The sequence below is a fragment of the Pseudomonas allokribbensis genome (genome assembly GCF_014863605.1).
In the GTDB taxonomy this organism is placed as follows: domain Bacteria; phylum Pseudomonadota; class Gammaproteobacteria; order Pseudomonadales; family Pseudomonadaceae; genus Aquipseudomonas; species Aquipseudomonas allokribbensis.
Genome location: NZ_CP062252.1, coordinates 4,857,468 through 4,875,073, shown reverse-complemented (window position 1 = coordinate 4,875,073; position 17,606 = coordinate 4,857,468). Strand labels below are relative to the sequence as shown.

Below are 17,606 nucleotides of genomic sequence, written 5' to 3'. Positions count from 1 at the left end.
TAGAACGGTGGCTTTTGACGGCGTTGTCGCACAGCCTGACCGGCGCGGCTGTGATTTACTGCCGCGGGCAAAACGGACAGGAGTTTGGGTACTCATGGAATTGAGAATTGACCGACAGGCAATGGTGCCGGTTGTGCAGCAGATTGTTGATGGATTGATCGAATGGGTCGTGCAGGGAGAGGTGCCGCCAGCCACGCGCCTGCCTTCGGTGCGACAAATCGCTCGGTTGAACCTGCTCAGCCAGTCGAGCGTCATGGAGGCCTGTGAACGTCTGGTGGCACAGGGCGTTCTGGCCTCGCGGCAAGGGGCGGGGTTCATGGTCGCAACCACGTTGCCGAAGTGTTGCAAGGCCCTCGACAGTCCGGCTTTCGAGGGCGAGCGCCACGGTTGTGATACGGATCCGCAACGGCGTGGCGGGCTGAAGCTGGGCGACGGGGTTTTGCCCGAGAGCTGGCGAGAGCCCGATGATCTCAGCTACGCGATCCGTCAGGTGGCCCGCACCGACATGGCCAGCCTGTTCAACTACAACACCCCCCTCGGGCTCCCCGCGCTGCGCGAGCAAATCGTCAAACGACTCGGGTTGCTCGATATCAAGGCTGACGACGATCGGGTGCTGACCACTGCCGGCGCCAGCCACGGGCTGGATCTGATCGTGCGTACCCTGTTCCGGGCCGGTGACTGTGTGGTGGTGGAAACACCGGGTTATGCGCCGCTGTTCGACCTCCTGCGGCTGCACGGTGTGCGCATGCTGGAGGTTCGCCGTACGCCTGGCGGGCCGGACCTTGAGGCGCTTGAGGCGTTGTTGCAGCAGCTCCGGCCGGCGGCGCTGTTCATCAACAGTCATCACCACAACCCCACGGGGAGCTGTCTGGCGCCGGCCGTGGCGCGGGGTATTCTGCAATTGAGCAAAACCTACGACCTGCGGCTGATCGAAGACGACGTCTACGCCGATCTGCACAATGGCAGCGGCACGCGTCTGGCGGCACTGGATGAAGACGGGCGGGTGATTTACGTCGGCAGTTTTTCCAAGACGCTGAGCAGCTCGTTACGGGCAGGTTTCGTAATGGCCAGTGTTGAGGTGATCGAGCAACTGGCGCGGGTCAAAATGATCAGTTGCATGGGCACTTCGAGGTTCAACGAAGCGGTTCTGTCGGCGCTGCTGGCCAGTGGCGCCTATCGAAAACTGGTGCAGCGCCAGCGTCAGCGGCTCAATACCGATCGCGCGGCGGCCTTGCAGGCATTGGAAGACGCCGACTGGGAGGTGTTCGGCAAGCCGACGGGCGGGCTGTTCATCTGGGCGCGATCGCCGCTGACGGACGAGGGCCACTTGCGCAGGCAGGCCTTGCGCCATGGAGTGCAACTGTCCTGTGCGACGTCGTTCAGTCCCAGCGGGGAAGCGAGTGACTGGCAGCGCATCAACGTGGCCTACGCCTGTGATCCACGGGCACGACAGTTTTTTCGTAGTACGGCCGTGGATCGACCTCAAGTGTTCTGAAAACGACGCACACCTAGCTTTTTGCCATTATTCCGACGCCAGAGTCTTGTGCTGGTTCATGGCCGTTGCGACTCTTCGGCAACAGACTTTGGCAGGGGACTACGCGCAATGATTTCGGCCGTGCAAGGACGTTTTGCCAACCTCGGTATGGCAAAAAAACTGGGTATCGGGTTTGTGCTGGTTTTGCTCTTGACCGCGCTGGTGGCGGCCATCGGCGTCTGGTCCCTGCAAACCATCAGTCAGCGCTTCGACGGGCTCAAGCAGATGTCCTCGCTCAACAGCGGCCTGCTCAAGGTGCGTCTGCTGGAACAGGACTACGCCTTGCACGGCAATCCGAAAACCGCCGATGCCTTGCACGAGGGCGTGGATGGTCTGATCGCCATGGCCGATCAGCTCAAGGCTCTGTCGCCGGGCAATGAGTCGGTCATGAACGACGTCCAGCAGTCGCTGGGCGCTTACCGTAAAGCCTTCGATGAGTTCGTTTCGCTGACCCAGGCCAAGGACCTGGCGCTGGAAATGGCCAGTTGGTCGGTGTCCAGCGTTGCCAACAACCTCGACGTCCTGCAGGCCGGGCTTGCCGATGACGGTGCCTATACGCTGAAAGACAGCGAGGGCAAGGATGGGGCCCAGTTCATCGAGCAGGCCAGTCAGGTCAGCCAGGTCTCGCGCTTGATGTTGCAGGCCATGAACGAAGCGCGGGTGCGGCTGGATCAGAGTCGCAAGGGTGACGACAGCGCCAAGGGCAACATCGAACAGGCCGCTCAGGCCCAGGCGCAAGCCGAACAACTGAAATCCACGGTCAAGGACGAAGGTTATCTGACGGTCCTCAATGAGGTCTCAGGCCACATCGCCGGTTTCAATGACAAGCTCGCCGAGTACACCGGGCTTCTGGCTCAGGAAAAAACCGTCTATGAGCAACTGCATCAGCGTGCCGCCCAGGTAGTGGAACGGGTCGATCAGGCCTATGTCGCCCAGGACGTCGCGATGCAGGGTGAGTTGAAGAAGAACTCGGTGCTGATTATCGGCTCGTCGGCGCTGGCGCTGCTGGTCGGTCTGATTGCGGCGTGGGTGATCACCCGCTTGATCGTCGCCCCGTTGCGCAGTGTGATGCATGTCGCTCAGCGGATCGCCGCCGGTGACTTGAGTGCAACGGTAGAGGTGACCCGTCGTGACGAAATCGGCCAGTTGATGCAGTCCATGCAGCAGATGGGCGCGGGTCTCAGCACCATCGTCAGCGGGTTGCAGGCGGGTATTGAACAGTTGGCCAGTTCCGCGCAATCGCTGTCGGCGGTGACCGAGCAGACCAACCTTGAGGTCAGCAGCCAGAAAGAGGAAACCGAGCAGGTCGCCACGGCCATGAATCAGATGACCGCCACCGTTCACGACGTGGCGCGCAATGCCGAAGAAGCGGCGCTCGCCGCGCAGACTGCCGACGACAAGGTCGAGAGTGGCCAGCAGGTGGTGCGCCAGAGCATGGCGCGGATCGAGCAACTGGCGGATTCGGCGACGTCGGCCAGTTCGAGCATCGAAAGCCTGAGCGCAGAAATCCAGAACATCGGCACGGTGCTCGGGGTGATCAAGAGTGTTGCCGAACAGACCAACTTGCTGGCGCTCAACGCCGCGATTGAAGCGGCGCGGGCGGGCGAGCAGGGCAGGGGGTTTGCGGTGGTCGCCGATGAGGTACGGGCGCTGGCCCGGCGCACCCAGCAGTCGACCGAAGAGATCGAGCGGCTGGTCAGTGCCTTGCGCTCGGCGGCGCATTCGTCGGTGCAGCAGATTCAGAGCAGTGGCGAGCTGGTGAAGCTGGCGGTGAGTGATGCGTTGCAGACCGAAAGTGCGCTGGGGAGTATTGCGGCGGCGGTTTCGTTGATTCAGCAGATGAATCAGCAGATTGCGGCGGCGGCCGAGGAGCAGAGTTCGGTGGCCGAGGAGATCAATCGCAGTGTGACCAGTATTCGGGCGAGTGCGGATCAGTCGTCGATTGCGATGCGGGGGAATGCGGCTTCGAGTGTTGAGCTGGCGCAGTTGGGGAGTGAGCTCAGGGGGATGGTTGGGCACTTCAGGCTTTGATTTGGATCTGACCTTGGCGGCCTTTGGGCCGACCAGGTTGCTGGTTGTTTGGTGTGAATATCCGTTGCTTCGGGTGCTGCCGCTGACGGTTTCGCCCTTACGGCGAGTCCCTTTTTCAAACGCCAAAAAGGAACCAAAACGCTGGGCCCCTGCGTTCGGCCCCTCGCTGAGGCTCGGTGTTCCTTCGTTCCGGGATTCATCCGGGGGCATCGCCTACGGTTTGCTTCGCTGCACCTCCTCTCGATGCATGCGGCTTCGCCGCACGGCGCTACGCGCCCACCCCCGGATAAATCCCTCCACTCAGCCTGCCGAAGGGGCCGGCACGTCAAAAGCGGTACTCGAGCTAACGCTCATCGTGTTGAGTGGTGGAAAGCCAAAGCGGGAGTGGAGTTGTTTGTGTTTTAAAACCCGAGTTCACCTCGGTATTTCACGTCGGCGAACATCGGATGAACAACTCCGTCGGCTCCCTCTCCCTTCGGGCGGTCCGACGTTTCGGGAGGGCTGGGGTGAGGGCGCTTTTGATTCTGATCTTTGCCGCGCCCAATAAAAAAGCCACCTTCCGGTGGCTTCTCTCTTTGACTGCACTCAGTCGTAAATCACTTTCTTCTTCCAGTCCGCATCAGCCTCGACATCCTTGAGGCCTGCAGTCAGTTGGTTTTCTTCGCCTTCGACCGGGGCAATCTTGTCCATGACCTGGGCGTTGGCGCGGGCCAGGAGTTTTTCCAGGTATTGGAGTTGTTCGGCGTAGATTTGCGGGTCCTGTTGTTTACGCAGGTATTGCACGCCGCGTTCGAAGGCGAGGCGGGCCTGGCCGGGTTGGTTTTGTTGCAGGGCGTGCTGGCCGAGGTTGTTGAAGAACTCGATGTGCAGCAGCACCAGGATATGGCGTACTTCGCGAATCCAGTGCTTGGCTTCGTTTGGTGGCAGGAAACCGTCCTGAGCGGCGCGGGTGATCTGGCCGTGCAGGGCTTCGAGCAGGAAGCGGACGTCCTTGGCCTTGGCTTCGGTCTGGATCGGGGCCGGTGGGTTGTTGACCGGGATCGATTCGCCCTGGGCGACGAGGGCGCTCAGTTCGGTGATGCGGGCCTTGGTGGTGGCGCTGGTCTTTTCCAGGTTCAGCAGGCGCTGGCAGACGTTCAGTTCCAGGCGGGTCATCAACAGCTTGAGGGCCGGGGTCATGAACTGGCCGGGGAAGGTTTCGGTCAGTTCGCCACAACGGCGCAGGCGGTCGTTGAGTTCGACCTTGGTGCGGGCCTTCTCCAGTTTGGTGTTTTCCACCACATGGTTCATGTAGCCAATGGCGATCAAGATTGCAATCCCGGCTATGACTAGCAGGGTGATCATGAGTGGTGTCACCGGTAAGACCTCTTTATAGGGTTCGCGTGCGAGTGTAGTGGCTTGGCATATAGGAGCCTAGCGCCGCTCGACGGGTTGGATCGGCTAAGCTCAATCTGTATCGGCCGCAGGGCTGCTTATATAAATGCTGGCCCTTGGGGTGCAGATTGCCATCACCTGTGCCGTGGACTATAGCGCCTTGGCGAGTGGCGGAATATAGGCGTCAATCGTCGGGCGACGGAAAAGTCCGAATCGGCTCGTAAAGCAGGGCGAAGTCATTGATTTAAATAAATTTATATCAGGGGGTTGACGACCTTCCAATCCATCCATAGAATGCGCGCCACTTGCAGCGTAAAGCACACAGCGATACGAAGCAGGGAGTGAATGTTGTAGTGTGTCCCCTTCGTCTAGTGGCCTAGGACACCGCCCTTTCACGGCGGTAACAGGGGTTCGAGTCCCCTAGGGGACGCCAAAGCGGGAATAGCTCAGTTGGTAGAGCACGACCTTGCCAAGGTCGGGGTCGCGAGTTCGAGTCTCGTTTCCCGCTCCAATTTTAAACAGTATTGCTTTCGGGCGGTGCTGAGTGAAACCAGAACCAAGTCTTCGGATACGGGTCTGGACACCGAAACACACACACCATGTGTTCCGGGTAGCGTGTCCCCTTCGTCTAGTGGCCTAGGACACCGCCCTTTCACGGCGGTAACAGGGGTTCGAGTCCCCTAGGGGACGCCATTTGCGGGAATAGCTCAGTTGGTAGAGCACGACCTTGCCAAGGTCGGGGTCGCGAGTTCGAGTCTCGTTTCCCGCTCCAAATTCAAGAAGCGCCGCTCCGCAAAGAGCGGCGTTTTTATTAGTGAAAGTTGTAGCCTGTCCCCTTCGTCTAGTGGCCTAGGACACCGCCCTTTCACGGCGGTAACAGGGGTTCGAGTCCCCTAGGGGACGCCATTGCGGGAATAGCTCAGTTGGTAGAGCACGACCTTGCCAAGGTCGGGGTCGCGAGTTCGAGTCTCGTTTCCCGCTCCATATTCAACAAAAACGCCGCTCAGTGATGAGCGGCGTTTTTGTTTGTGCGTCATTCGCGGCGCAACAAAAAAGGACCTTGCGGTCCTTTTTTGTGGGCCCATCACCTTGGCGGGCCAGTGTCGCGATCAAAGCTTCGGCAGTTGCCCGATCCGTCCCATCATTTCGGTAACGATCTGCAGGTCCAGCAGGAACTGGTCAACCGTCTTGAACTCGCCGTCGGTGTGACCGGTGTATTTGACCTCAGGTCGAGCCAGGCCAAATTGCACGCCGTTAGGCAGTTCATGCACCGAGGTGGCGCCGGCAGAGGTGCCGAATTCGTGTTTCATGCCCAGGTTTTCGGTGGACACGGCCAGCAGCGCCTTGACCCACTCGCCCTCTGGATTGCGGTACATCGGCTCGGCGATCGAGTAATCGAAGTTGACCGCGACGTGGGTTTTCTTGCTCCAGGCCGCCAGTTTGTCGGCGATTTCGGACTTGAGCACTTCCGGCGACTTGCCCTTCGGCACGCGCAGGTTGACCGCGAGTTTGAAGGTTTTGTCGTCCATCCCGACATAGGTCAGCGAGGTGGTCAGCGGGCCCATGAAGTCATCGGCGAAACCGACACCCAACTTGCCCCCCTTGTAGTCCAGGCCCCAGTTGTCGGCGGCGTAGCGGGCGGCGTCGGTGATGTGGTTGTGTTTGAGCGCGATTTTGCCATCCACACTGTGGATGAAGTCCAGCATGCGGGCGACCGGGTTGACGCCGGATTCCGGTTCGGAAGAGTGCGCGGAAACGCCGGTAACGCTGAGTTTCACGTCTTTGCCATCGACCTTGGCATTCACTTCGAAATCGCCGCCATGTTGTTTGGCGTATTCGTTACCGGCCTTTTGCAGGCTGGCGGCCAGTTCGGCCGGTTTGTCTGTCAGCAGGGTGACGAGCGAAACCGATGGAATCTGGTTGGTCGCCATACCGCCTGTCATAGAGATGATTTCCGCACCTTTGCCCTCGGCCTTGCGCTTGGCAAATTTGGCCATGACCGTGCCGTAGCCTTTCTCGGCAATCACCACCGGGTAGCCGCCATCCAGCGCCAGATTGTATTCGGGCGTCGGGTTGCGCTCGAAGTAGTAAGGAATCGCGTCGCCGGTGGTTTCTTCGGTGGTGTCCACCAGCAATTTGAAGTTGCGTGCCAGCGGCAGCTTTTCTTCCTTGATGACCTTCATGGCATACAGCGTCACCACGATGCCGTTCTTGTCGTCTTCGGTGCCGCGGCCGTACATGCGGTCGCCGATCAGCGTGACCTTGAACGGGTCGAGTTTGGTGCCGTCCTTCAGCACCCAGTTTTCCGGAGTCACTGGGACCACGTCGGCGTGAGCATGAATGCCCACGACTTCCTTGCCGCTGCCGTCGAGGGAGATCTCGTAGACGCGGTTGTCGACGTTTCGGTAGTTCAGGCCAAAGGATTCGGCCAGGCTCTTGATCTTGGCGGCAATCTTGATGAATTCAGGATTCTCGTGCTGGGCAACACCTTCCTTGCGATCGGTCGGGATCTCGACCAGTTCGCGCAGGGTTTCGAGAGCGGCCTTGCCGTATTTCGCCCGAGTGTAGAGGCCGAGCAGGCGATAGATTTCGTTTTGCTGCTCAGCGGTCAGTGTCTTGTTGTCGAGAAACGCGCTGATGGACGGGCGCAGGTCGTCGGTCTTGCTCAGGTCGCTCTTGGCCAGTTCGCCGAGGAACTGGCGGAAGTCACTGACCTTTGCATCGCTGAATGTCTTGAGGATGGTCGCGCTTTGCTGCGGTGTGATGTTGGCGTGTGCGGGCAGTGTCACGGACGAAAGGCTGGCCAGAATCAGGGTCGACGCGGCCAGTTGCTTGAGGGAAAAATCCATTGCTGGGGGCATTCCTTTGCAGGCAGTGAGTAGGAAGTGTCTGATCGATAGGTCAGACGGTTTCGCAAACTAACACCACAAGCGCGTGATAGGGGAGCCCCCGAAGTGGGACGCGTCGCACAGAAATGCAAAAGCGGCGCAGAATCGAAAAAGCCCGTCCAATCTGTCTGGACCGGGCTTCTCCGTTCAACGTGTTTACATCGACAACACCAGTCGCCCGGCAAACAGGATCAGAATCACCCCCATGCTGCGCTCGAACCAGTGCCCCATGCGCATGAACAGCACGCGCACTTTGCTGCTTGAAAAGAACAGCGCAACGATCACAAACCACAACGCATTCACGCCGCACATCCACAGTCCGTACAGGGCCTGGATTTCCAGCGGCGTGCTGGCGCTGATGATCGTGGTGAAGATCGCCAGGAAAAACAGCGTGGCCTTGGGATTGGTGGCGTTGGTCAGGAAACCGGTGGAAAACGCCTTGAACAACGATTGCTCGACCAGCGGTTCGTCGCTGGTCTTTTCGCCTTCCAGTGTTGTCTTGGGTTTGCTGCGGATCAGGCTGATACCGAGGTAAAAGATGTAGGCGCCGCCCACGACCTTGGCCACCGTCAGCAGCCAGGGCGTGGTGTGCATCAAGGCGCCGACGCCCAGCAGGGTGTACAGCACGTGCACGGAAATCCCCGCGCCGATGCCCAGTGCCGTGCAGATGCCGACCAGTCGACCGAATCGCACACTCTGGCGAATGGTCACGGCGAAGTCCGGGCCGGGAGCGACCACGGCGAGAAAGTGGATGGTGGCCAGCGCCAGAAACTCGCCCAGGTAATTCGATGTCATTTCAGCTCCAGAAAGTCAGGGGTGAAGCATTGCCGCGATAGCCGACAAAAAACGAAAGGCTCAAGCGCGGATCTGCCACGCCCGGCGTCACCGAGTGCATGCGACGCGAATTGAACATGATGAAATCACCCGGTTCCGGGCGAACTTCGAGGGCTGGCGGGCCGAGCAGCGCCGGGTCGATGCCGTAGCTGTCGCCGCGCATCTCGTCGAATCGGTCCGGTGAAATGTCGTCTTCCCACATCTGCAACGCGCCGCCTTCGGTCGGCATGTTCAGGTAGACGTTGCAGGCGAATTGCGCCTCCAGGCTGTGAGCCTGGAAACTCTCCGGCGCGTCCTTGGCGAAGATGTCGTGGTGGGCCAGGAAGCAGACGCCGGGTTTGACCACCCGTGACAGACCGACGTACATCTTGCGTCCGTACAGGTTCTCCAGATGGGCGCCTGCCGGCCAGGATTCGTCGAACATGCAGCGCAAGGTGTCGATCGGCGAGGAGTAGGGCGCGCAGCGGTTACGCAGTTCGGCAATGTTGCTGGTGGCGCGTTCGAAGTAATCCTCGATCAGCAACGGCTGGTTTTCCGCCTCGTAGAACGCCATGCCGATGCGGCCGATGCTGGGGGCGTTGATGTAACCCTCGAAGCCGGGGGCGAGGATCTTGTCGCCAATCCGGATCGCCTGGTCTTCAGGCAAAAAGCCTTTGACGCGGATGGCGAGGACTTCTTCGTTGGCCAGTTTTTTTATGCACGTCTCATCGAGACGCTCGACGTCAAGCATCATGGTTTCAGGTCCATCTAACGAGTAGTCAACGGAACCAGCGAACGCGGTTCCCCCGGCGACGGACGCTGCGCCTGGCAGCGCCCGAAATCCTCAATCCACGTTGTAGTGGACGGACAACGTGCCCTTCTTCTGCGAAAGGGACGCGATCGTGACTGTGCCCAGATCCTTCAGGCTGCGTACATGGGTGCCGCCACAGCCGTAGGCTGGCAGTTCACCGAAGCCGATTTCCCGCGCACCTTCGCGCAGAGACGTCAGGCGGGGCAGATCGTGTTCGATCCATTGCCCGATGCCGTATTGAACGGATTGCGCATCGACTTCCTGAGCCGAATCCCCGGGCTTGAATTGCACCCGGCCTTCGTCCGGCCAGTGGTGTGCCTTGATCGGCATCCAGCCCATGGCCTGGACAAAGTGGCCGATCAAATGCCCGGCAGAGTGCATGCGGGTGTTGAAGCGACGGCGGTCTTCATCGATACGAATCTGGGTCATGCCGAGCGGGATGGGCTGATCGACGAAATGGATGATTCGATCCGGCTCCTGCACGACGCGCAGGACCTGACTGTCGCCGATCCAGCCGGTATCGCAAGGCTGTCCGCCACCTTGCGGGTGGAACAGAGTGGCGCGCAGCACCACGGCGAACTCGTTCTCGTGGGGCGTGCAGTCGAGGACTTCCACATTGGCCTTGAGGTCATCACTATGGAAAAAGAGGCGAAGCGTCATATTCCATGCCCTTATTAAAGTTTCTTTTTTAATTATATGAATCGTGCAATAACGTGATAATCCGTTCAAACATCAAAGGACTGTTGCGCTGTGAGCATAAATCTCCCCCTGCCGCTGCTCGGTGAAATGGCGATTTTCGTCAAGGTCGTGGAGACCGGCAGCTTCTCCGAAGCCGCGCGCCAACTGGGTTCGTCGCCCTCGGCGATCAGCCGCAGTATTTCCCGGCTGGAGAAGGCATTGGCCACGCGGCTGCTGCAACGCACCACGCGCAAATTGCGCTTGAGCGATGGCGGGGAAGAGGTGTTCAAGCGCTGTCAGGAGATGGTCAGCGCCGCCAGGTCAGTGATGGAGATCAGCGGCCAGTTCACCCACGAAGCCGAGGGACTGGTGCGGGTCAGCGTGCCGAAAGCGGTCGGCCGCTTTGTGATTCATCCGCATATGCCGGAGTTTCTGCGCCGCTATCCGAAGGTTGATATGGAGTTGCTGCTGGAAGATCGACAGGTGGATTTGATCGACGATCATGTCGACCTGGCGATTCGCATCACGGAGCGGCCGCCGGCGGGGTTGGTTGGACGGCAGTTGTTGACCATCGACCATTTGCTCTGCGCGACGCCGCAATACCTGGCCGAACATGGCACGCCGACGCATCCCCATGACTTGCTCAATCACAGCTGCATCTACCTGGGCGAAACCCCGAGCGATGCGCGCTGGAAATTCAAGAAAGGCAGCAAAGCGGTGACGGTCGGCGTTCGGGGACGGTATGCCGCCAATCACACCGGCGTACGTCTAGGCGCGGTGTTGCAGCACATCGGTATTGGCAGCCTGCCGTATTTCACGGCCCGCTATGCCCTGGAGCAAGGTTTGATTGTGCAGGTCCTGCCGGACTGGACATTCCTGGCGTCCTACCACGGTGGACTATGGTTGTTGCACTCGCCGACGCGCTATCTGCCACCAAAGTTGCGGGTGTTCATCGACTATCTGGTGGAGTGCCTGGAGAAAGAGCCGACATTGAGTAAACCCGGAAAAACCGGCGGTTCAAAAGCCTTGGCCGAGTACGAATTACCCGAGAGTGAAGGGCTGCTTTAATCGATCAAAAAAAGGCCCGCATGGATCACCATGCGGGCCTTTTCTTTACCGGGCGAAAATCAGTGCTTGCTGTCCTGGGCGGACATCGCCAGCAGTTGTTTTTCCTGATTCCAGTCGAACGGTTCGTCGTTCTGTTCAGCTTCGTAACGGCGCTCTTCCAGTGCCTGATACATGTCGATTTCTTCATCGGACAGGTAATGCAGGCAGTCGCCAGCGAAGAACCACAGCAGATCCCGCGGGATCAGGTGGGCAATTTGCGGATAGCGGGTAATCACTTGAGTCAGGATGTCCTGGCCCAGGTATTGGCTTTCGATCGGCTCGATCGGCAGTGACGCCAGCAGTTCGTCGAAACGCTCCAGGAACAGGGCATGGCTTTCTTCGGGAACCTGATCGGCCTCACCTACGGCGACCAGGATACTGCGCAGGTGGTCGAGCAAAACCAGATGATCGGCAACGACATTGGACACGAGATAAGTCCTCAAGAGCAAAACGGGCGCGGGAGTATAAAGCGCCTGCGCCCGTTTTTCACTGATTGAAGGGATCAGCGGACTTTCCCTTCCGCGGGTTTCAGTTCCTCCTTGTCGAAATCATCGACATCGATCACCTTGCGCCGCGCCGCTTCGGCATCACGCAGGGTCTGGGCTTCCACTGCCTGTAGCACTCCGGCCTCCAGTGCTGCATCGATGGCGTGTTCCCCTGCGACCGGTTTGACCTGACCGCTTTTGAGCGAGGTGTGCAGTTTCTTGTGCAGCGGTTGCGCAGCGTTCAACTGATCGCAGGCGTGTTGCAGCGCACCGACCGCATCGTCCGCCGATTGTGGGCGATAGCAGCCGGCAAGCAGTTCTTCCAGCGCCGGATCGCCCTTGGCCCGACCGATGACGCCGGCCACTTCGGCACCGAGCTTGTCGGACGGGCCTTTGTGGCGACGACCAAACGGGAACACGATCACCCGCAACAGGCAGCCGAAAACCCGGTTCGGGAAATTGGTCAGCAGTTCATCCAGGGCCTTTTCCGACTGGCCGAGGCTTTCCTCCATGGCCCATCTGAACAACGGCTCCATGTACGCCGGGGAATCGAGATCGTGATAACGCTTGAGCGCCGCCGAGGCCAGATACAGGTTGCTCAGCACATCGCCCAGGCGCGCCGACAGACGCTCACGGCGTTTCAGTTCGCCGCCCAGCAGCATCATGCTCAGGTCGGCGAGCATGGCAAACGCGGCAGCCTGACGGTTGAGCGCGCGGAAATAACCCTGGCTGAGCTTGTCTCCCGGTGCATGTTCGAAATGGCCGAAACCAAGATTCAATACCAGCGTGCTGGCAGCGTTGCTCACGGCAAAGCCGATGTGCTTGAGCAGCAGGCCATCGAACTCTTTGAGTGCCTGATCCTTGTCCTCGCGACCGGCGAGGGCCATTTCCTTGAGTACGAACGGATGGCAGCGGATTGCGCCCTGACCAAAGATCATCAGGTTGCGCGAAAGAATGTTGGCGCCTTCCACGGTGATGAAGATCGGCGCGCCGTTCCAGCTACGACCCAGGTAGTTGTTCGGGCCCATGATGATCGCCTTGCCGCCATGCACGTCCATGGCGTGGCTGATGCACTCGCGACCGCGTTCGGTGAGGTGGTATTTGAGGATCGCCGACAGCACCGAGGGCTTCTCGCCCAGATCCACCGCGTTGGCGGTCAGCATCCGCGCAGCGTCCATCATCCACGCGTTGCCGCCGATGCGCGCCATGGCTTCCTGAATGCCTTCGAACGCTGACAGCGGGACGTTGAACTGTTCACGGATCTGCGCGTACTGCCCGGTCACCAGGCTGGTGAACTTGGCCGCGCCAGTACCCACTGCCGGCAACGAAATCGAACGCCCCACCGACAGGCAATTCATCAGCATCATCCAGCCTTTACCGAGCATGTCCTGGCCGCCGATCAGGAAGTCCAGCGGGATGAACACGTCCTTGCCGGAGTTGGGGCCGTTCATGAATGCGGCGCCCAGCGGCAAGTGGCGACGGCCAATCTCAACGCCGGCGGTATCGGTCGGAATCAGCGCGAGGCTGATGCCCAGGTCTTCTTTGTCGCCGAGCAGGTGATCCGGGTCGTAGGCCTTGAAGGCCAGGCCGAGCAAGGTCGCGACGGGGCCGAGGGTGATGTAGCGTTTTTCCCAGTTCAGGCGCAGGCCGAGGGTTTCCTGGCCTTCCCACTGGCCTTTGCAGATGATCCCCGTGTCGGGCATCGCACCGGCATCGGAACCGGCGAGCGGGCCGGTCAGCGCAAAGCATGGAATATCGTCGCCCCGGGCCAGTCGTGGCAGGTAATGATTACGTTGTTCGTCGGTGCCGTAATGCAGCAGCAGTTCGGCCGGGCCGAGGGAATTGGGCACCATCACGGTGGAGGCGAGGTCGCCGCTGCGGGTTGCCAGTTTCATCGCCACTTGAGAGTGGGCGTAGGCAGAGAAGCCTTTACCGCCGAATTCCTTGGGGATGATCAGGGCGAAGAAACCGTGTTCCTTGATGTGGGTCCAGGCTTCGGGTGGAAGGTCCATCGACTGGCCGATCTGCCAGTCGGTGACCATGGCGCAGAGTTCTTCGGTCGGGCCGTCGATGAATGCCTGCTCTTCATCGCTCAGTTGCGCTTTGGGATAGGACAGCAGTTTTTCCCAGTCCGGACGGCCGCTGAACAGTTCGCCATCCCACCACACCGTGCCGGCGTCGATCGCGTCGCGCTCAGTCTGCGACATGGGTGGCAGGGTTTTCTGGAACCAGTTGAACAGCGGCGCGCTGAAGTGTTTGCGGCGCAGATCCGGCAACAGCAGCGGAGCCGCAACGATGGCCAGCACGACCCAGAAGATCAGCAGCAACCAGCCTGGCGCGTGGCTGAAAATCCCCATCGCCAGCAGGTAAGCCGCGACGATACCCAGTGCAGGCAACGGGGCGATGCGCCGGTGGGCCAGATACGCCACGCCGACGATCAGAACCAGTATCCACAACAACAGCATATTCAATCCTCCGTGAACCAGGGCGAACGACCCTCCAGAGCTTAGACGGCATCTGCAAAACGGGGCGGTCAGAGCAAGCTGATCTAAATCGTGGGAATCCCTGGATGTCTTTTGTAGGTTCGGTGGGCAACACCCGTGGGAAATCGTTCGCAGACTCCGCGGCTTTGCGTCCATGTTTGGCCGAAACGTCGTTATCTCTGTGCTGATCCTCTCGCTAGACTCCGGGTTCATCCAGGAGAATGTCGTCATGCGCGAGTATCTGAGCCCCGGCCGCTTCATCGATAGTGACCACCCCTCGGTGGTGGAGTTCGCAGAACAGCACCGTGGTGCCAGCCGCGACCCGCGCGCGCAGGCGATCAGTCTTTATTACGCCGTGCGCGAGGCGGTGCGATACAACATGTACACCTTCAGTCGCGACCCGCAAACCTTGCGCGGCAGCTACGCGCTGGCGGCGGGTGAAAGTTATTGCGTGCCCAAGGCCACGTTGCTCGCCGGTTGCGCGCGCCATTGCGGGATCCCCGCACGCATCGGTCTGGCGGATGTGAAAAACCATCTGTCGACGCCGCGTCTGCTTGAGCTGCTGAGAAGCGAAGTGTTCGCCATGCATGGTTATACCGAGCTGTTTCTCAATGATCGTTGGGTCAAAGCCACACCCGCGTTCAACCAGAAGCTCTGCGAAATGTTCAACGTTGCGCCGCTGGAATTCGACGGCATGAACGACAGCGTTTTCCACCCGTATAACAGCGATGGCGCGCTGCTGATGGAGTACCTGGTCGATCACGGCCAGTTCGCCGATGTACCGGAATCTTTTTTCTTCGAACATCTGCAGAAGTGTTATCCGCACCTGTTCAACGACCAGCAGACGCCACTGTCCAGTGACATGCGCGGTGATGTCGGCAGCCGCTGATCCGGCGTATGCTGCTCGCCCACTCAATGGAAAAGAGGCGGTCATGCTGAAGATCTGGGGTCGCAAGAATTCGTCGAATGTCAGAAAACCGTTGTGGGCTGCCGAAGAACTCGGGCTGGCCTATGAGGCAATCGATGCCGGTGGCGCGTTCGGTGTGGTCGACACGCCTGAGTACCGGGCGATGAACCCGAACGGTCGGGTGCCGGTGATCGAAGACGACGGTTTCGTGTTGTGGGAGTCCAACGCCATCGTCCGCTACCTGTTGGCCAGACACGCGGCGAACACTTCGTGGTATCCGGCAGATCTGCAAACCCGTGCTGTCGCCGACAAGTGGATGGACTGGACCACCTCCAGTTTCGCAGGCCCTTTCCGTACGGTGTTCTGGGGCGTTCTGCGCACCCCGGCGGACAAGCAGGACTGGCCGGCGATTCATGCCGCGATCAAGGAATGCGAAGGGTTGCTGGCGATGGCCGATCAGGCCCTGAAAAACCAGCCTTATCTGTCCGGCAGTGAAATCGGCATGGGCGATATTCCGCTCGGCAGTTTCATTTATGCCTGGTTCGAGATGCCGATCGAGCGTGCGCCGATGCCTCATCTGGAGGCCTGGTATGCGCGACTGAAGCAGCGTCCGGCGTATCAAAAAGCCGTCATGACCGCGTTGACTTAATACCTACTATCGACACACTTGACTGTACTTGTGCGGCGGCGGCAAGCACCATTGCGCTTGTGCGCCGCGGTTGTCTTCCTCGCCGCCCGCCGTCATTCAGTCCTTTTTCTCTTCTTGGTGCGTAAATCCGATATGAGTTCCGCTCTGTCCATCCGGCAGCTAACCAAAACCTACAGCAACGGGTTCCAGGCCTTGAGTGGTATCGATCTGGACGTCGCCGAAGGTGACTTCTTTGCCTTGCTCGGCCCTAACGGCGCAGGCAAATCCACGACCATCGGCATTCTCTCGACCCTGGTGAACAAGACCAGCGGCACGGTGAATATCTTCGGTCACGACCTGGACAAGAACCCCGCGGCGCTCAAGCGCTCGATTGGCGTGGTGCCCCAGGAATTCAACTTCAATCAGTTCGAAAAGACGTTCGACATCGTCGTGACCCAGGCGGGTTACTACGGCATTCCGGCGAAGATCGCCAAGGAACGCGCCGAACAGTACCTGACCCAGCTTGGCCTTTGGGACAAGCGCGATGTGCCGTCGCGTTCGTTGTCCGGCGGCATGAAGCGGCGCTTGATGATCGCCCGCGCACTGGTGCATGAGCCGCGCCTGCTGATCCTCGACGAACCGACAGCCGGGGTGGATATCGAGCTGCGTCGTTCGATGTGGACGTTCCTCACCGAGCTGAACCAGAAAGGCATCACCATCATCCTCACCACGCATTACCTGGAAGAGGCTGAGCAGTTGTGCCGCAACATCGGCATCATCGACCACGGCACCATCGTCGAGAACACCAGCATGCGTCAGTTGCTCGGGCAACTGCATGTGGAAACCTTCCTGCTCGATCTGAAGAGCGATCTGGCGGTTGCGCCGCAACTGGTCGGCTATCCGGCCCGTCTGGTGGATGCGCATACCCTGGAAGTCCAGGTCGACAAGTCCATGGGCATCACTGCGCTGTTCGGCCAACTGGCCCTGCAGAACATCGAAGTGCTGAGCCTGCGCAATAAAACCAATCGCCTCGAGGAGCTGTTCGTGTCCCTGGTGGAGAAAAATCTGTCGAAGGTGGCGGTATGAGTTCCGAGCTGCGCCCCAACCTCGTCGCCCTCAACACCATCGTTTACCGCGAGGTCAAACGCTTCACCCGGATCTGGCCGCAGACTCTGCTGCCGCCGGCGATCACCATGGTTCTGTACTTCGTGATCTTCGGCAACCTGATCGGCAAGCAGATTGGCGGCATGGGTGGATTCACCTACATGGAGTACATCGTGCCGGGGCTGATCATGATGTCGGTGATCACCAACTCCTACGGCAACGTGGTGTCGAGTTTCTTCGGCAGCAAGTTCCAGCGTTCCATCGAAGAACTGATGGTGTCGCCGGTGTCGCCGCACACGATTCTGATCGGCTACACCCTCGGCGGCGTGCTGCGCGGCCTGATGGTGGGGGTTATCGTGACGATCCTGTCGATGTTCTTCACCAGCCTGCAGGTGCATCACCTGGGCGTCACCGTTCTGGTGGTGGTGCTGACGGCGACGATCTTCTCGCTACTGGGCTTCATCAACGCCGTGTTCGCACGTAACTTCGATGACATCTCGATCATCCCGACCTTCGTGCTGACCCCGCTGACTTACCTCGGTGGCGTGTTCTACTCGATCACCTTGCTGCCGCCGTTCTGGCAGACCGTGTCGCTGGCCAACCCGGTGCTGCACATGGTCAATGCCTTCCGTTACGGCATCCTGGGCGTTTCGGACATTCGCATCGGTATCGCGATCACCTTCATGCTGGTCGCCACTGTGGTGCTGTATGTCGGTTGCGCACGGTTGCTGGTAAGCGGACGCGGCATGCGTACCTGATTCAC

At 59.7% G+C, this 17,606-nt stretch carries 14 protein-coding genes, 6 tRNA genes and 1 pseudogene; 14 read left to right on the top strand and 7 right to left on the bottom strand.

The window, feature by feature from the left end; all coding sequences use genetic code 11:
- Positions 1-94 precede the first annotated feature (94 nt).
- The 3 genes and pseudogenes from IF199_RS22250 (at position 95) to IF199_RS30630 (ending at position 3,565) form a co-directional block, all read left to right on the top strand.
- Positions 95-1,495, top strand: a complete 1,401-nt coding sequence (locus IF199_RS22250; RefSeq protein ID WP_192558724.1) for an aminotransferase-like domain-containing protein — start codon at positions 95-97, stop codon at positions 1,493-1,495.
- Between the two features lie 108 nt (positions 1,496-1,603).
- Positions 1,604-2,704 (top strand): annotated as a pseudogene (locus IF199_RS30635) (HAMP domain-containing protein); the annotation flags it as partial.
- Positions 2,684-3,565, top strand: coding sequence for a methyl-accepting chemotaxis protein (locus IF199_RS30630; RefSeq protein ID WP_425220391.1), 882 nt, complete (start codon positions 2,684-2,686; stop codon positions 3,563-3,565). The pseudogene IF199_RS30635 and the gene IF199_RS30630, both read left to right, overlap by 21 nt.
- A 585-nt stretch (positions 3,566-4,150) precedes the next feature.
- On the opposite strand, the gene IF199_RS22240 is transcribed toward IF199_RS30630, so the two are convergent.
- On the bottom strand, positions 4,151-4,909 hold the full coding sequence (locus IF199_RS22240) for a hypothetical protein (protein WP_065261849.1): 759 nt from the start codon (positions 4,907-4,909) through the stop codon (positions 4,151-4,153).
- 387 nt (positions 4,910-5,296) lie between these two features.
- Here IF199_RS22240 and IF199_RS22235 point away from each other — a divergent pair.
- The 6 genes from IF199_RS22235 to IF199_RS22210 all read left to right on the top strand — a co-directional run bounded on the left by IF199_RS22235 (position 5,297) and on the right by IF199_RS22210 (position 5,923).
- Positions 5,297-5,372, top strand: a tRNA-Glu gene (locus tag IF199_RS22235).
- Positions 5,373-5,374: 2 nt separating this feature from the next.
- A tRNA-Gly gene (locus IF199_RS22230) sits at positions 5,375-5,450 on the top strand.
- 106 nt (positions 5,451-5,556) lie between these two features.
- Positions 5,557-5,632: transfer RNA gene (locus tag IF199_RS22225), tRNA-Glu, on the top strand.
- Positions 5,633-5,635: 3 nt separating this feature from the next.
- Positions 5,636-5,711, top strand: a tRNA-Gly gene (locus IF199_RS22220).
- Between the two features lie 58 nt (positions 5,712-5,769).
- Positions 5,770-5,845, top strand: a tRNA-Glu gene (locus IF199_RS22215).
- Between the two features lie 2 nt (positions 5,846-5,847).
- A tRNA-Gly gene (locus tag IF199_RS22210) sits at positions 5,848-5,923 on the top strand.
- 125 nt (positions 5,924-6,048) lie between these two features.
- Here the strand turns inward: IF199_RS22210 and IF199_RS22205 are convergent.
- The 4 genes from IF199_RS22205 to IF199_RS22190 form a co-directional block, all read right to left on the bottom strand.
- Entirely contained in the window at positions 6,049-7,788 is a 1,740-nt protein-coding gene (locus IF199_RS22205) for a dipeptidase (protein WP_192558722.1), read from the bottom strand.
- A 195-nt stretch (positions 7,789-7,983) separates the two neighbouring features.
- Positions 7,984-8,622: a LysE family translocator gene (locus IF199_RS22200; RefSeq protein WP_096820935.1), complete on the bottom strand. Its 639-nt coding sequence runs from the start codon at positions 8,620-8,622 to the stop codon at positions 7,984-7,986.
- Between the two features lies 1 nt (position 8,623).
- Positions 8,624-9,394, bottom strand: a complete 771-nt coding sequence (locus IF199_RS22195; RefSeq protein ID WP_192558721.1) for a 2OG-Fe(II) oxygenase — start codon at positions 9,392-9,394, stop codon at positions 8,624-8,626.
- A 90-nt stretch (positions 9,395-9,484) separates the two neighbouring features.
- Positions 9,485-10,111, bottom strand: coding sequence for an alanyl-tRNA editing protein (locus IF199_RS22190; RefSeq protein ID WP_192558720.1), 627 nt, complete (start codon positions 10,109-10,111; stop codon positions 9,485-9,487).
- A gap of 90 nt (positions 10,112-10,201) precedes the next feature.
- On the opposite strand from IF199_RS22190, the gene IF199_RS22185 reads away from it, so the two are divergent.
- Positions 10,202-11,197, top strand: a complete 996-nt coding sequence (locus IF199_RS22185) for a LysR family transcriptional regulator (protein WP_192558719.1) — start codon at positions 10,202-10,204, stop codon at positions 11,195-11,197.
- 59 nt (positions 11,198-11,256) lie between these two features.
- On the opposite strand, the gene IF199_RS22180 is transcribed toward IF199_RS22185, so the two are convergent.
- Together IF199_RS22180 and IF199_RS22175 are read right to left on the bottom strand one after the other, a co-directional pair.
- A complete protein-coding gene (locus IF199_RS22180; RefSeq protein WP_007950758.1) occupies positions 11,257-11,664 on the bottom strand; it encodes a PA2817 family protein in 408 nt (135 codons plus the stop codon).
- 74 nt (positions 11,665-11,738) lie between these two features.
- A complete protein-coding gene (locus IF199_RS22175) occupies positions 11,739-14,186 on the bottom strand; it encodes an acyl-CoA dehydrogenase (protein WP_192558718.1) in 2,448 nt (815 codons plus the stop codon).
- Positions 14,187-14,433: 247 nt separating this feature from the next.
- On the opposite strand from IF199_RS22175, the gene IF199_RS22170 reads away from it, so the two are divergent.
- The 4 genes from IF199_RS22170 (at position 14,434) to IF199_RS22155 (ending at position 17,601) form a co-directional block, all read left to right on the top strand.
- Positions 14,434-15,093: a transglutaminase-like domain-containing protein gene (locus IF199_RS22170; RefSeq protein ID WP_192558717.1), complete on the top strand. Its 660-nt coding sequence runs from the start codon at positions 14,434-14,436 to the stop codon at positions 15,091-15,093.
- A 43-nt stretch (positions 15,094-15,136) separates the two neighbouring features.
- Entirely contained in the window at positions 15,137-15,760 is a 624-nt protein-coding gene (locus tag IF199_RS22165; RefSeq protein ID WP_192558716.1) for a glutathione S-transferase family protein, read from the top strand.
- A gap of 132 nt (positions 15,761-15,892) precedes the next feature.
- Positions 15,893-16,825 (top strand): ABC transporter ATP-binding protein, encoded by a 933-nt coding sequence (locus tag IF199_RS22160; RefSeq protein ID WP_192558715.1) that lies wholly within the window; start codon positions 15,893-15,895, stop codon positions 16,823-16,825.
- The gene (locus IF199_RS22155; RefSeq protein WP_096820942.1) at positions 16,822-17,601 is read left to right on the top strand and encodes an ABC transporter permease; all 780 of its coding nucleotides are present in this window, start codon (positions 16,822-16,824) and stop codon (positions 17,599-17,601) included. The genes IF199_RS22160 and IF199_RS22155 overlap by 4 nt, the downstream gene beginning before the upstream one ends.
- Positions 17,602-17,606: the final 5 nt, after the last annotated feature.

What these genes read in the sequence shown, in the direction of transcription:
- IF199_RS30630 (WP_425220391.1), top strand. Translation starts at nt 2,684, where the DNA reads ATGCAGTCCATGCAGCAGATGGGCGCGGGTCTCAGCACCATCGTCAGC.
- IF199_RS22175 (WP_192558718.1), bottom strand. Translation starts at nt 14,186, where the DNA reads ATGCTGTTGTTGTGGATACTGGTTCTGATCGTCGGCGTGGCGTATCTG.
- IF199_RS22170 (WP_192558717.1), top strand. Translation starts at nt 14,434, where the DNA reads ATGCGCGAGTATCTGAGCCCCGGCCGCTTCATCGATAGTGACCACCCC.
- IF199_RS22190 (WP_192558720.1), bottom strand. Translation starts at nt 10,111, where the DNA reads ATGACGCTTCGCCTCTTTTTCCATAGTGATGACCTCAAGGCCAATGTG.
- IF199_RS22165 (WP_192558716.1), top strand. Translation starts at nt 15,137, where the DNA reads ATGCTGAAGATCTGGGGTCGCAAGAATTCGTCGAATGTCAGAAAACCG.
- IF199_RS22155 (WP_096820942.1), top strand. Translation starts at nt 16,822, where the DNA reads ATGAGTTCCGAGCTGCGCCCCAACCTCGTCGCCCTCAACACCATCGTT.
- IF199_RS22205 (WP_192558722.1), bottom strand. Translation starts at nt 7,788, where the DNA reads ATGGATTTTTCCCTCAAGCAACTGGCCGCGTCGACCCTGATTCTGGCC.
- IF199_RS22240 (WP_065261849.1), bottom strand. Translation starts at nt 4,909, where the DNA reads ATGATCACCCTGCTAGTCATAGCCGGGATTGCAATCTTGATCGCCATT.
- IF199_RS22160 (WP_192558715.1), top strand. Translation starts at nt 15,893, where the DNA reads ATGAGTTCCGCTCTGTCCATCCGGCAGCTAACCAAAACCTACAGCAAC.
- IF199_RS22200 (WP_096820935.1), bottom strand. Translation starts at nt 8,622, where the DNA reads ATGACATCGAATTACCTGGGCGAGTTTCTGGCGCTGGCCACCATCCAC.
- IF199_RS22195 (WP_192558721.1), bottom strand. Translation starts at nt 9,394, where the DNA reads ATGATGCTTGACGTCGAGCGTCTCGATGAGACGTGCATAAAAAAACTG.
- IF199_RS22250 (WP_192558724.1), top strand. Translation starts at nt 95, where the DNA reads ATGGAATTGAGAATTGACCGACAGGCAATGGTGCCGGTTGTGCAGCAG.